8 protein-coding genes and 1 CRISPR repeat array are annotated in these 14,822 nt (G+C 46.2%); of the genes, 2 read left to right on the forward strand and 6 right to left on the reverse strand.

All coding sequences use genetic code 11. The annotated features are described in order from the left end of the window. Nucleotides 1-22 precede the first annotated feature (22 nt). Entirely contained in the window at nucleotides 23-2,314 is a 2,292-nt protein-coding gene (locus QUB13_RS04165; RefSeq protein WP_333379209.1) for an IMS domain-containing protein, read from the forward strand. 549 nt (nucleotides 2,315-2,863) lie between these two features. Further along, nucleotides 2,864-4,066, forward strand: a complete 1,203-nt coding sequence (locus tag QUB13_RS04170) for a glycosyltransferase family 4 protein (RefSeq protein WP_333379212.1) — start codon at nucleotides 2,864-2,866, stop codon at nucleotides 4,064-4,066. Between the two features lie 7 nt (nucleotides 4,067-4,073). Beyond that, nucleotides 4,074-9,393: direct repeats of the CRISPR family, unit length 37 nt; unit sequence GTTTCAATCCCTAGAAGGGAGTGGAGTTTATTGCGGC. A 253-nt stretch (nucleotides 9,394-9,646) separates the two neighbouring features. Here the strand turns inward: QUB13_RS04170 and cas2 are convergent. From cas2 to cas7d, 6 genes are all read right to left on the reverse strand, one after another. After that, the gene (gene cas2 / locus QUB13_RS04175; protein WP_106150523.1) at nucleotides 9,647-9,922 is read right to left on the reverse strand and encodes a CRISPR-associated endonuclease Cas2; all 276 of its coding nucleotides are present in this window, start codon (nucleotides 9,920-9,922) and stop codon (nucleotides 9,647-9,649) included. A gap of 2 nt (nucleotides 9,923-9,924) precedes the next feature. Beyond that, nucleotides 9,925-10,926: a type I-D CRISPR-associated endonuclease Cas1d gene (gene cas1d, locus QUB13_RS04180; protein WP_333379214.1), complete on the reverse strand. Its 1,002-nt coding sequence runs from the start codon at nucleotides 10,924-10,926 to the stop codon at nucleotides 9,925-9,927. Between the two features lie 395 nt (nucleotides 10,927-11,321). Then, on the reverse strand, nucleotides 11,322-11,918 hold the full coding sequence (gene cas4 / locus QUB13_RS04185; RefSeq protein WP_333379217.1) for a CRISPR-associated protein Cas4: 597 nt from the start codon (nucleotides 11,916-11,918) through the stop codon (nucleotides 11,322-11,324). A gap of 106 nt (nucleotides 11,919-12,024) precedes the next feature. Then, nucleotides 12,025-12,864, reverse strand: a complete 840-nt coding sequence (cas6, locus tag QUB13_RS04190; protein ID WP_333379220.1) for a CRISPR-associated endoribonuclease Cas6 — start codon at nucleotides 12,862-12,864, stop codon at nucleotides 12,025-12,027. A gap of 200 nt (nucleotides 12,865-13,064) precedes the next feature. Next, nucleotides 13,065-13,769 (reverse strand): type I-D CRISPR-associated protein Cas5/Csc1, encoded by a 705-nt coding sequence (gene cas5d, locus QUB13_RS04195; protein WP_333379222.1) that lies wholly within the window; start codon nucleotides 13,767-13,769, stop codon nucleotides 13,065-13,067. A 5-nt stretch (nucleotides 13,770-13,774) separates the two neighbouring features. After that, nucleotides 13,775-14,788 (reverse strand): type I-D CRISPR-associated protein Cas7/Csc2, encoded by a 1,014-nt coding sequence (cas7d, locus tag QUB13_RS04200; protein WP_333379224.1) that lies wholly within the window; start codon nucleotides 14,786-14,788, stop codon nucleotides 13,775-13,777. Nucleotides 14,789-14,822: the final 34 nt, after the last annotated feature.

The following is a 14,822-nucleotide window of genomic DNA, read 5'->3' on the forward strand; positions in this document are numbered from 1 at the left end:
GCGCTTTGGGGAAGTGGACGTAGTGTTAATTCCACTAGATTACTACCGGATTTTGGGTCTACCGATTCAAGCTACTGCCGAACAGTTGCAGCAGGCTCACCGCGATCGAACTTTACAGCTTCCGCGTCGGGAGTATTCCGAAGTTGCGATCGTCGCCCGCAAACAACTGCTCGATGAAGCCTGCGCCGTTCTGTCAGACTCAGACGCGCGCAAAGCTTATGATGCGAGTTTTTTAGCCAAAACATACGATCGAGAGTCGGAAGCAGCAATTGCAGCCAAGCAGAGGTTAAAAACCTCAAATGGGCCGGCCACTGTTTTGCAAGATGCAGGAGAAACTGCTCCGGCAGAATCTAAGGCTTTAGACGCCGCTCCCGACCCCCACACTCCAAGTATTGAAATCGATGACAACCAATTCGTAGGAGCCCTGCTCGTACTGCAAGAACTGGGAGAATACGAACTCGTACAGAAACTGGGTCGCCCGTATCTCAACAATGGCAGCATCGCGATCGACGAAGGCCGCTTCGGCGATCGCCAGCTCGTGCGACCGGATATAGTTTTAACAGTAAGTCTTGCGTGTCTAGAACTCGGTCGCGAACAGTGGCAGCAAGGTCAATACCAAAATGCCGCCAAATCATTAGAAGCAGGTCAAGAACTGCTACTGCGCGAAAGCCTATTTCCAAGCGTGAGGGGTGAAATGCAAGCCGATATATACAAACTCCGTCCGTACAACATTTTAGAATTACTCTCGCTCCCGGAAGAAAAAGTCGCCGAGCGCCGTCAGGGACTGCAAATCCTGCGGGAAATGCTCGAAGAACGAGAGGGCATCGACGGATCGGGGGACGATCGCTCCGGTTTAGGCATAGAAGACTTCCTCCGCTTCGTCCAGCAACTGCGGAAACACCTAACCAGCAGCGAACAGCAGACTCTATTTGAAGCCGAAGCCGGTCGCCCTTCGGCAGTCGCTACTTACCTGTCGGTTTATACTCTGTTAGCCCAAGGATTTGCCACCAGAGCACCTGCGATGATCCGCCGCGCTAAGCTGATGCTGATGCAGCTCGGCCGCCGCCAAGACGTTCACCTCGAAAAAGCCGTGTGTTCGCTGCTGCTGGGCCAAACAGAAGAAGCCAGCAGAGCCCTAGAACTCAGTTCGGAAAAAGAACCCCTCGCTTTTATTCGCGAACATTCCCAAGATTCTCCCGATTTGTTGCCGGGACTGTGCTTGTACGCCGAACACTGGCTGCAAGAAGAAGTGTTTCCACACTTCCGCGACTTGGCAAATCAGCCAGTCTCCTTGAAAGATTACTTTGCTGACCCGAAAGTCCAAGCTTATCTAGAAGCTTTGCCTTCGGATGCAGAAACGGCCAACGAATGGGTTGTGGTGCAGCCCCGATCGGGCAAACCCCAGGGACGACTGCAACCAACGGGCGATCGCCGACTGGCACCCCCACAGCCCCCAGCAGCCCAACAGGGAGCCAGTAGCGTTACCTTGACCCCCGTACCGGTAGGCAGCTCTACCGCAGCCTCAGCCCCGAAAGACCACGCAACGGCAGCAGCACTAGGCGCGGTCTCCGCCGTCTCTCTCCCGACAACTACAGCGCCACGACCCACAGCCTCGACCTCCACCCGGAGGCGCACAGGTTCCAGCGGGCGCAGCGGAGCGACTGGCCAGGGTCTAGCAGGCGATTTAGTCGATCGGACGCGCACCAAAGCAGCACAAATTTCCGCCCAAGTCAAGTCCATGCCTCCAAACAGGCTGGCTCTGTTTGTCGCCGGAGGTGTCCTGAGCCTGTTAATCCTGTGGTTAATACTCAGTTTGTTGGCGAATGCCCTACAATCCGTGCGAGAAGAGCAACCCTTGCTCAGCCTAGAAGCACCGCCCATCCAAATTCCGGCGGCTGCCCCGGCTCCTGAGCCGAACGCGGCAGTGTCGGGAGTAGTGACTGAGGCAGCAGCCAAACAAATAGTTGAAAGCTGGCTGTCGGCGAAAGCGGCGGCTTTGGGCCCTAACCACGCTGTCGAAGAATTAAAGCAAGTTCTCACAGAACCGGCTTTGTCTCGCTGGCAATTGATGGCAGATGCTCAACAGAAAAACAACGCCTACCAGAGTTACCAACACAGCCTGCAAGTTAGAGGAGTTACGACAAATCCAACTAATCCCGATCGCGCGCAAGTAGAAGCCCAAGTAACAGAAAAAGCTAAAGTGTTCGATGGCGATCGGCTAGTTAGTTCTCGCAACGAAGACCTGCGCGTGCGCTACGACTTAATCCGTCAGGAGGGACAGTGGCGGATTATGGATTGGCAGGTGATGAAGTAGGGAATTGGGAATTGGGAATTGGGAATTGGTGTCAAATTAAGCCTAAAATCTTTGTAGTTATCGTTTACAGCCGAGCCTCGCTCCCCCTAAATCCCCCTTAAAAAGGGGGACTTTGAAAAGGCTCCTGTACCCCCTTTTTTCAAGGGCTCGAAACTTAACTAAAAGCGAGATTTTTCAAAGGTTTTAGCCTCAAGCGGACACAAATTAGTAAATAGGTAAAGATAAAGAACATAGGATATTGTAGGGGCGGCTTTAGCGAAGAATATCTGATACAAGCTAGAAGATGAATGCAAAACTCGCCCTCCCCATCGAATGTGTATTTGTAACTACTTACTTGATTTATATAGCAATCCTAAATTATTATCTTACCGCGAACATAAATGTGATTTTCCCAAAATCCATCTGTAGGGACACGGCATTCCCGTGTCCGGGAGACGGCAATGCCGTCTCCCTACAGACAATCATTTAGGATTGCTATAGTTGATAATTGCTAATTACCAATTGGTGATAATTATTTAAAATTTTAATTCTAAAAGCGGGAGTTGTAAATTGCAGATTATTGTTGAAGGCTGGCGTTTTATTTATCATTCCTACTGCATAGCAAATCAATTTCAACTGCTAGAAATGCTGGCTCGCCCGCGAAAAGAAATAGAACTTTTCCACCGCGATATGCCCTACATAGACGCAGCTTGGGAAACAAAAATTAGTTTGTTCGATCGCCCAAATGAAACATTACTCCGCAGCATTCCGAGCCCTGCGTTAAATCAGTCAGCCGACGTGACGCTGCGAATGCACTGCCCGTGGGACTTTTCAGTATCCCGCAGCGCCGAAACTTGGGTATTTGCAGCGACAGAATGGGGGATTGTTACCCGCAATGTATTAGATGCGATGGGGGTAAGGTCGATCGTCCAAACTCCGGTTAATTCACAAGTAAAAATTCTTACACCTTCGGCGTGGTCAAAGGCGGGCTTAATTCGCAGCGGGGTTGAGGCCGATCGCATTGCTGTTGTACCTTTGGGTGTCGATCCTCAGATTTATTATCCGGCAAAGGGCGATCGGCGTCAATCGCTCAGGGACAATTTCGGCTGGTCAAACTATTTTATATTTTTAAACATCGGCGGACAAACCGATCGCAAAGGCATTCGCCCTTTATTAAAAGCTTTTGCTGCGGTGGTTGACAAATATCCCCATGCGAGATTGGTTTTAAAAGGTTCTGAACTGCTTTATCCTTCCAGAGATGAGATTGCGGAAGCCTGTCGAGTGGTACTCGACGATGCGGAAAGAGCGAGGGTTTTACCGAGGTTGATTTATACTGGGACGCAGCTATCTTTTGCTCAAGTAGCTGAGTTGTACCAAGCTGCGGATGTTTATGTTTCTCCCTATTTGGCGGAAGGTTTTAATCTGCCGGTGTTGGAGGCTGCAGCTTGCGGTTTGCTCGTAATCTGTACTGCGGGCGGCCCTACGGATGATTTTACGCGATCGGATTTTGCGCTGCGGATCGAGAGTAAATTTACGGCTGTGGTTGTTGATGGGGAAACTTTGTTTATGTTAGCTCCTGAGTGGGAACATTTGACTGATTTGATGCTCCGGGCGATCGAACAGCCTGGAATAGCTGCCAAAGCTAGGGTTGCGGGGCCTGGTTTTGTGGCTGAACATTTTTCTTGGCGCTGTGGAGTCGATCGATTGTTTGAGGTTATTGGAGGGGATAAACAGGGTGAGGATCGATCTATTTTTGAGCCAATAATTTTATAGTTTGGCAGTTTCAATCCCTAGTAGGGAGTGGAGTTTATTGCGGCCCCATCCACACCAATGCGAGCTCAAATAACTCTGCGGGTTTCAATCCCTAGAAGGGAGTGGAGTTTATTGCGGCTCGGAAGCTTGGGTTTGGCTGGGCTACGCAACCAGTTTCAATCCCTAGAAGGGAGTGGAGTTTATTGCGGCGCTAGCTGTTCCGAAAGGAACTAAACTATTCCCACTTGTTTCAATCCCTAGAAGGGAGTGGAGTTTATTGCGGCTTGACGCAGGTTTGAAAGACTTGGGCATACAAGCTGAGTTTCAATCCCTAGAAGGGAGTGGAGTTTATTGCGGCTTAATCTGTTTCCCCCAGTTCGCATCAACATTCAAATAGGGTTTCAATCCCTAGAAGGGAGTGGAGTTTATTGCGGCTTTGCCTGCCATCTCGGCGGAAGAAGAGAGAATTTACGTTTCAATCCCTAGAAGGGAGTGGAGTTTATTGCGGCTGTATGCCCCAAGCTGCCAGTCTTGGACATTACGTTTCAATCCCTAGAAGGGAGTGGAGTTTATTGCGGCAAGGTGTATGATAGTTTTGGTTTGTTAGAAAAACAGGTTTCAATCCCTAGAAGGGAGTGGAGTTTATTGCGGCTGTGGGGCTAATCGCCCCTCGAAAGAGCACTGCATTTGTTTCAATCCCTAGAAGGGAGTGGAGTTTATTGCGGCCTCATGGCGCAAGTGTGGGATGCAAATGCGGACGTAGAGTTTCAATCCCTAGAAGGGAGTGGAGTTTATTGCGGCACGGGTTAGAGTTTGAGCCAAAATCTGAAATCACCGTTTCAATCCCTAGAAGGGAGTGGAGTTTATTGCGGCCAAGAAAATACTGGTCGCCGAGCACGATTGACGTTTCAATCCCTAGAAGGGAGTGGAGTTTATTGCGGCTCGCAATGATAGATTATTGTTTAAAGATGTTCACGAATTTAGTTTCAATCCCTAGAAGGGAGTGGAGTTTATTGCGGCTCCAGTTACTGAAGAGGAAACATCTGCTGAAGAATTGTTTCAATCCCTAGAAGGGAGTGGAGTTTATTGCGGCCCTCTGGCGATTGAATTGACTGCCAAAGCTTTAGATGGTTTCAATCCCTAGAAGGGAGTGGAGTTTATTGCGGCGCTTTTATGACGCAATGTGTGCAGTCGGCATCCGGTTTCAATCCCTAGAAGGGAGTGGAGTTTATTGCGGCGATATCAAACCTGCATTAGTGCAAGTTAAGCTTGTTTCAATCCCTAGAAGGGAGTGGAGTTTATTGCGGCTCAGTTTTCCCCGTTCCGAATCCCGATTTTATTGCCGTGTTTCAATCCCTAGAAGGGAGTGGAGTTTATTGCGGCCTTGATGAGTCAGTATCCGTGGTCAAGCACGCTCTGTTTCAATCCCTAGAAGGGAGTGGAGTTTATTGCGGCCCCCAATACCGTCGCACTGATCGAAGCAATCTGGAAAATGTCGGTTTCAATCCCTAGAAGGGAGTGGAGTTTATTGCGGCTAAAAAGCCAGAAGATGATTTCATTGAATTTGGTTTCAATCCCTAGAAGGGAGTGGAGTTTATTGCGGCGTGGTCACTCCAAATGAAAGAAAGTATAACGTCAGGTTTCAATCCCTAGAAGGGAGTGGAGTTTATTGCGGCAAACAAACCTACAAAAAGTCCATCTTAAGTATAGTTTCAATCCCTAGAAGGGAGTGGAGTTTATTGCGGCGCATGACCCTCAGCAATCTCTGCCAAAGCTTCCGTTTCAATCCCTAGAAGGGAGTGGAGTTTATTGCGGCGCAGTAGTGAAAGCGATCGAACTTTTTATCAGTTTCAATCCCTAGAAGGGAGTGGAGTTTATTGCGGCTTTCCTAAGTAAATCCCAAACTGCCTGTCTGCTGTTTCAATCCCTAGAAGGGAGTGGAGTTTATTGCGGCTAATGCGTGCGGTTGTTTTTCCTGTCGCGCTTTCTCACGTTTCAATCCCTAGAAGGGAGTGGAGTTTATTGCGGCTCCCGTAATGCCGATATCGTTGACGACGATTATTGACGTTTCAATCCCTAGAAGGGAGTGGAGTTTATTGCGGCTCGACCCTTTGCTTTGGATGAAAACAAACGCAAGTTGTTTCAATCCCTAGAAGGGAGTGGAGTTTATTGCGGCGGTCGGTCGCGGGTTCAAGTCTCATTATCGGTGTCGTTTCAATCCCTAGAAGGGAGTGGAGTTTATTGCGGCTCGCGGCAAATCAGTGGTTCGAGATGAGTGTTTCCGTTATTGTTTCAATCCCTAGAAGGGAGTGGAGTTTATTGCGGCTCTTCTACACGCGCTGTTGCAGTCCCGATGTAAGGCGCGTTTCAATCCCTAGAAGGGAGTGGAGTTTATTGCGGCCAAGCTCGACTCAATTTTATGCTGGCGCAGATGCCGTTTCAATCCCTAGAAGGGAGTGGAGTTTATTGCGGCTCATCAGTGGTAGTTTTCTTAGCTGGGTTTTGCTCGTTTCAATCCCTAGAAGGGAGTGGAGTTTATTGCGGCCAAAGCTGACAGCCTTACTGAAGTCGAAATAAGGGTTTCAATCCCTAGAAGGGAGTGGAGTTTATTGCGGCTATCTCGGCCAGGATATTGAGCATCCAAAAAATCACGGTTTCAATCCCTAGAAGGGAGTGGAGTTTATTGCGGCGCGTCAGCAGTTGTACACATACTAACTGGTAAGTTGTTTCAATCCCTAGAAGGGAGTGGAGTTTATTGCGGCTTTCTAAGAAATTTACAATTGCTGATGATTTTGTTGTTTCAATCCCTAGAAGGGAGTGGAGTTTATTGCGGCTCAATTTTGATTCTCGAACCACGGGGAATAATTTTTAGTTTCAATCCCTAGAAGGGAGTGGAGTTTATTGCGGCGGAATCGGCTAAAGAATATATCGGCTTTCCCATGTTTCAATCCCTAGAAGGGAGTGGAGTTTATTGCGGCGTTGTTTCCATCTATTAACCCCGACAAACAGCATCAAGTTTCAATCCCTAGAAGGGAGTGGAGTTTATTGCGGCGCCAGCAAATTCACCGATAATCGGATTGAATTTGTTGTTTCAATCCCTAGAAGGGAGTGGAGTTTATTGCGGCAAGCAGGCGATCGAGCAAACTCTCGTAGATCAAGCAGTTTCAATCCCTAGAAGGGAGTGGAGTTTATTGCGGCGGATCTGATTCCATCCGCTTCACCTTTCGAGGCTCCTCGTTTCAATCCCTAGAAGGGAGTGGAGTTTATTGCGGCGTAGGCAACGAATTTGTACTGTTAAATCGATCCGGCATTTACCAGTTTCAATCCCTAGAAGGGAGTGGAGTTTATTGCGGCAAGAAATGTTAAAATCTATCTTGTTTCGCGGTAGTTTCAATCCCTAGAAGGGAGTGGAGTTTATTGCGGCGATGTGTTGAAATATCCGTACTCTGGATATTTGGTTTCAATCCCTAGAAGGGAGTGGAGTTTATTGCGGCAAAAACGATAATTTTCACAAGCAGACTCAGGAAGATGTTTCAATCCCTAGAAGGGAGTGGAGTTTATTGCGGCTCCTCCCCTTTCGCTGCCCGCCATTGCTTGTAATCCTCCTCATATTGAGCGTTTCAATCCCTAGAAGGGAGTGGAGTTTATTGCGGCTTGAAGCCCGACTGCAACGGTTTTGAGGATTCATCCACATTCGTTTCAATCCCTAGAAGGGAGTGGAGTTTATTGCGGCGTACAGCGTCAAACGCGGGGCGCAACTTTGCAATCGTTTCAATCCCTAGAAGGGAGTGGAGTTTATTGCGGCTCTAATGTCTGCGAGTAGGGCATTGCGGGATTGTTCGCGAGTTTCAATCCCTAGAAGGGAGTGGAGTTTATTGCGGCCTTACTTAAGAACCTCAAAATCAAGCGGTAGGCTTATGTTTCAATCCCTAGAAGGGAGTGGAGTTTATTGCGGCCCTAAATCAAAATGCCAATCATCAGTGCAAAGAAGGTTTCAATCCCTAGAAGGGAGTGGAGTTTATTGCGGCTTTATTCTGGATTAATGGCAGTTTCAACAGTTATGCGTTTCAATCCCTAGAAGGGAGTGGAGTTTATTGCGGCCTGGAATATCATCAGCCATACAAAAACAACCTGTGTTTCAATCCCTAGAAGGGAGTGGAGTTTATTGCGGCCTATTCGTCGCAGTCTGACACCGCGAGTAGAGAATGGCGGCCCGTTTCAATCCCTAGAAGGGAGTGGAGTTTATTGCGGCACTTTGTCGCCAAACCAGAACTTGGGCGGGTTGAGTTTCAATCCCTAGAAGGGAGTGGAGTTTATTGCGGCAATACAGTTTGTGGATAAATACTGTTAAGAATTCAAGTTTCAATCCCTAGAAGGGAGTGGAGTTTATTGCGGCTATGGAAGTGATACAAGGCGAGGGTCTAGTTGTTTGTTTCAATCCCTAGAAGGGAGTGGAGTTTATTGCGGCCAATGAGAAGTAACTCAATAAGAACTTTCCATTTGTTTCAATCCCTAGAAGGGAGTGGAGTTTATTGCGGCTTTCTGATGCCTCGACAACGACATAGATGTTTTGGTTTCAATCCCTAGAAGGGAGTGGAGTTTATTGCGGCAGTCGGGAACCAATGCCCGCACTAAGTTTTAAGGTTTCAATCCCTAGAAGGGAGTGGAGTTTATTGCGGCGAGAAAGGATTTGCCCCCTGACCTATTCATTGGCAGGTTTCAATCCCTAGAAGGGAGTGGAGTTTATTGCGGCCCAGCCGACAATTTAATGTAGCTTGTGTTGAACATGTTTCAATCCCTAGAAGGGAGTGGAGTTTATTGCGGCTTTTTCCTAATATTAACTATCCCCCAGATACAATGTTTCAATCCCTAGAAGGGAGTGGAGTTTATTGCGGCTCATTTTTAGGTATAAGATGTCTCTATGAAGTTAAAGGTTTCAATCCCTAGAAGGGAGTGGAGTTTATTGCGGCCAAAAATAATCTGTCATCTGTACAGACTTGGATACGTTTCAATCCCTAGAAGGGAGTGGAGTTTATTGCGGCAAACATATTCTTGCTTTTTTGCTTCTAAACAAACTGAGTTTCAATCCCTAGAAGGGAGTGGAGTTTATTGCGGCAAAGAGAGCGGCAATTTCAGCAGCATCAGCAGTCGTACACATAATACTGTTTCAATCCCTAGAAGGGAGTGGAGTTTATTGCGGCTGGATCTATGGTTCTGGCTACCGAACAACCAACTTTTGCGTTTCAATCCCTAGAAGGGAGTGGAGTTTATTGCGGCTTAAAAGCTTCAGCGGGTAAAGTCCAGGATTGACGTTTCAATCCCTAGAAGGGAGTGGAGTTTATTGCGGCCGCCGGTGTGTGAAACCATTGCTCTATTTGGTTTTCAAGGTTCAGTTTCGCCAACCTCCTCAGAGAATACCATTTCAGCTTACGCTCTGTCAATACCATAGATCGCACCTTAACTTAAAATCCTTATCCAGCAACAGTCCTAGCGATTTCGCCAACCTCATTTTCGGAGAGGGAGCATCAAACCCTTACTCTATATAGATTATAGCCTAAAAATTTGACCCCCCAAATTTTACACCTACAGGTTGGCGAATTTTTATGCAAAGAAAATAGTTCGATCGATCGGAACTACCCCACCAATGCGCTCAATTTTACCCTGACAGCAAGCACACAGCGGAAAAAATAGGATACTGTCCTCTGGAGGCTTGATGAATTTAGCCAAGCGCGATCGCAACTTAGCATACTGCGTTTCGCTCAAATCCGCACACTCAAACACACTGTACTGCATCCACTGCCCGTAGGATTTGAGAATTTTGTGAACTTTAGTCCGCCGCTTATCTTCCGGGATATCGTAAGAAATCAGAATGTGCATAATTATTTCAAAACTAAAGGTGGATATTGGTCGATTTCGCCCATCAGATATTTCGCCAACAGTCGCGCTTGAATTTCAAAAGCTTCGCGATAAGTGCACTTGCGCCCCACAACAGGATGCTTGAACTCTGACTGTTTTTTCTTTTCGTACAGCTTCAGAAATTCCTTGCGCCCACTTTCTGAGAGTCGCACCACATTGCTCAGAGGTTCTACAGTAAAATCATTCGGAGTCAATATCCGATTGTTGATAGCATTTAAAATCACGCTATCGACAACTAAAGCCCGAAATTCCTCCATCAAATCAAAAGCCAGTCCAACGCGGCCGTAGCGCTGAACGTGGAGGTATCCTAAATAAGGATCGAAACCAACAATATTGATCGCACTTTGCACATCGCGACGCAAGAGAGTGTAACCGAAATTCATCAAAGAATTTACTGAATCTATCGCCGGCCTGTGTCGGGGTTTAAAAACAAATCCCTCAGCGCGAATTAGTTGATTGAAAACTCCAAAATAAGCTGCACTTCCCGCACCTTCGAGCCCGCGCAGAGAATTTATATTATCAACCTTGTTCAGCTTGTTAATAACATTCTGAATTATAGTCATCGCTGGCTGCAAATTTAGTTCCGAATAATGACCTTGAGTTTTGTACAAACTGTAGCGGTAATTTTTCAACTTACCTCGAATAAATCCGCGAACAGCGTGAATAGCTTGAGGGGTTTCTCCCGCAGCTTTCCATTGAGCATCGCGGACGAAAATGTTTTTGGTTAATTCCGGTTCTAGCGTGCCGAGATATTCGCCCATCTCCGAGATAAAAGTTAAGGAGACTTTGTGTTTGAGAAGTTCTGCAATCGCCGCTGGGGAAACAGTAGCCCGTCCCAAGATCACAATTGCTTCTAAATGAATTAAAGGTACTTCTTGCAATATCTTATTATTGCATTTTACCACAATGCGTTCGTCAATTTTGCCGATAAAAGCGTCGTCTTGATTGATGTAAAGTGTTCCCATCTTAGAGTCCTCAAATTATATATTAGTTGTCTTTTGATTTGTTAACCCGTCCGCCAGGGGATGGGCTAGTCCGCCAGTCCGCCAGAGGTTGAAACCCCTGTCTCATAGCTCATACCAATTTTAAAAAAGAATGCAACAGTATTCTTGTCCCCCCCCTTTGCAAGGGGGGGCTAGGGGGGGTCGAAGAGTGTTGCACGATTTTAGAAAAATGGTATCAAGTCGGTTGAAACAAAGTGAAAATTGTATTGCAGAATTCTCAATAAACCTGTAGTGGCGAGTTCGCCAACCATCTCTAACACTCGCCAACAATTGAAATAAACCCGCCCTTACCCACCAGAAATACCCAATTAAAATCGAGCCTAATTTTCAGTTAAAACAAACTGAAACTTATCAACTTAGCTAGCTTCTTGATAGCGAAGAATTTTGTTACTCACCTGCGGCAAACATTGAGCGTACAAACTGCATCCCTGACAGCGTTTACTGTAATTTGCAGGCGGCATTTTTCCAGTTCCCAACAAAATTTGAATAGCCGAAATAGTCACCACAGCCTCCTGTCTCAAATCCTCAGAAATCTCGACTTTTTGCCGCTGGTGCGACTGCGCGTAATATACGTATCCCGTTTGAATTGTTTTCCCCGTCATCTCTTCCAAACACAAAGCTTGCGCGCACACTTGCAACTCATCGTTATCCCATTCCCCCTTCTTACCGCGCTTGTATTCAACCGGATAAATCTCGCCATTCTCCGATTCAATCAAATCCGACTTACCAATCAGCCTGTAGCGTTCCGACTTCAGCCAAATCGCCCGAACTTGCCAAGTTTCATCGCGATTAAGTTCTCCCATAGTGTGAACGCGCTCGTGCAAACTTGTCCCTTCTATGGTATACTGATTTTCCGCAAATTCCCCCGCGCAAAACATCCGCCAGCAGCGGTGGGCGCAGTAGGAGTATTGGTTCAAAGATGCGATCGAAATGTAATCATCAGTATCATTCATAATCTCAATAATTTGTGCTTAAAATTCTTATTTGTCATTGCGATCGTCCTCGCAAAGCAATGACAAACCTAACTAAAACGTTGACTTCACCCTATTGGTTTCTGCTTCAATCTTGAGAATTCTTAACAAAAATCCGGCGCGTCATACCCATGCCCATCGGTGTTTTTCTCCCCAACCCGCAGTACAAAGAAAAATCAGCCAAAGCATTAATTTGTTTAACAGCCAACGGCTCCACATCTCCCAAGATTCGATAAGTAACTTCCCCAACAACTCCGATAAAATTGCTGTGATAATTACTCGTAACTTCTGTTTTGATATTGACAAAACTCGGAAAAAGTGCATCGAGCGACAGCGGAGAAATCTCAATACCGCTGTACTTGTTCCAGCGAGTGAGAAGCCTGTTAAAAACGCATTCTCTCGTCGGCAAAACTGAATCGAATTTCCCTTGACGAAAAGATGTCGGAGTAGCGAGGCTGAAGGCGATCGCTCGATTAGTGTCAGAAGCTCGATCGTACAATTGAGAGTAATCGCAAGCATTAGCCCAAGGCATATCTACTTGTGGCGTTCCCAAAATCTTAGTAATCAACAAATCAGTAGGGCCCAGATGCCACGGTTTCGAGGGATTAAGATTCAGCCAAAGCTGAGTTAATTTACCAAATAGAGAGTCATCGAGAAGAGTAATTCGCCACCAACAAAGGGTATGTTCGGGAATGGGTTGCGAGTGTTCCCATTGCAAGGAATGGTGTTTTTTGAAAGGGCATTTTTTAGTTTGTAAAGGGCTGAGGGTGAAAGCCTTATCTGCTGCAGCTTCGTGCAGGTAGTTGCCAAGTTCTTTGTCAACCGAGCTCACGAGGGTGAGAAAGAGGGCGTGCAGGTGTCTTCCCGTTAGGTATCCAGGGGATATTGGGGAGAGGGGGAGGAGGTTGAGGATCAGGCTGTGCGGCATAGTTTGCTAGCTCATTTGTTGGTATGGAAAAAAGAAAATTTACAGGATTTGTGCAAGGCTAAAGAAACCGGGTTTTTTACCTAATCTGCAGGTAACAGCGAAGGATTTTCGTAAAAACCCGGTTTCTGCCCCGTGCGTAAGTCCTAATTCAGTAAGTTTGTAGTGAAGGCTTCAGTCCTCACTACGAACGTTTTTGAAATTTAATTAGCCCGAAAGCGATATTCCATACAGGCTGGAATTCTGAGGTTTTCAAACTGGTAATGTTGACCGCGAATTTTGATATTTTGAATCAAACTTACTGGCGGCATATTCACCACGTCGTAGCTGAGGACTTGATGGGAAAACATCACATCTAAGGGATTGAGCAAATAAGGGAAAATAAAGTCGCCATTTTTGCGATTATCGCCATTGCCCATTTCTTCAGTCGTTAACTCAGCTTTGCTCATCCACTTTCCCAGACGAATCCATTTCGCCAGTTTCAGAGACTTTTCTGAGATTATGAAAAACTCAAATTTGCTTTCCGGTGCAATTTCTTTAGTTCTGCCAAAACTGGGGATATTTTTCTGGGTTTTCTCCATCTCAACGTGATAGTTGTTGTTGGCGTATTTCCATGTATTGAGAGTGGATGCGTGAGAGATCGATCGCGCCGGAGTTACATAAATCCCCTGTTGGTTGAGCGCCGTTAAATGCTGCTCGTATTTAGGAATTTGTTCGGGACAAAAATAGCGATAGGAATCTTCTTCAGCCACGGTGGTAGAATAGATGGCGCTATCCACCAAACCGAGGGCGTAACAAAGCGCGTAATTGTGAATTACTGGCTCTGTTTCGTAAAGTCTCCCGATCTCGCGAGTTGCAAAATAAAGGCTGTCGTGCAACTCGATTTGACAGCGATATATAATAGCCATTGTTTTTATTCCGCTGCTGCTATAGATCCTGCCTTACCCTTGATATGCTTCTTCGCGTAAGCTTTAGCTTCATCATCAGCTTTTTTCAACATCTTTTTGAGTTCATCTTCATTGCCAATAATAGCTTTAACTTCTGTAATTAATGGCGTAAAATTATCCCCAATAAAGTCTTGATGCACGATAAATTCCTCAGACATTAATGTTTCGATAGCAGCGCTAGCAGCGGCAATTACATCATCTTCATTGAGAGGGTTGTTGGAATTAAGTTTATCTTCAACCTGCAATTTGTCGTAAATTGCTTGCGTCCAGCGGAGGTTACTGGTAATTTCGCCGTCGGCAAATACAACACCAATTAACTGATTTCTGACTCTACCTGTGCGGGTGGTTTGAGCGCCATAGTGCCTTGTTCTGAGAATGTTGTTAAAAACATACAAAAAACTAGCTTCTGTAGGGTCTTTTAGGGTGACAATGCTAGGAAAGAAAATCTGCGGTTTGATGTGGTCTTGCTGATTGATGCGACTGGTTACTTCTCCGACTTTTGAACCAGATTCACCTTTGGATGCCATTGTGCCATTCTCAAAGGGAGCGTTGAGGGTAAAAGTCTCGTGAGATTCGTCAAAAGCTGTAATTGAAAATGCTGTGTCAACTACGACTTTTGATTTCTCTGAACCAGAGTCACCGATCGCAAATCCGTAGATAATGCAATCAGGGTTATTCATGGCAAACTTGACATTATATTCGCAATCTTCAGCGGTCATCAAACCGTAGTTACGCAGCAACTCGCGACCGACTAAACGTTCTGGTGTAGATTGCTTGCGCTTAAACATAGTCAGGCGGCTGATTGGTTTTTGGTCTTGAATTCCTGACCTCACCCGCGCTTTATTCAGTTCTCCATCTGTTTGAAATAGGGGATAAGATTCTGTGACTCGCACAGTCAGAAAATGTACATATTTTCCCATTGGTTTGTAAGGGATGTTAGTGTGGAAAAATTTAGAGTCAACTGTTTTCAAGAAAGTCATGATTTGTGTCCTGTGTAAAAATGTTAGTTTTGTT

It is taken from the genome of Microcoleus sp. B4-D4, from assembly GCF_036705185.1.
Classification (GTDB): domain Bacteria; phylum Cyanobacteriota; class Cyanobacteriia; order Cyanobacteriales; family Microcoleaceae; genus Microcoleus.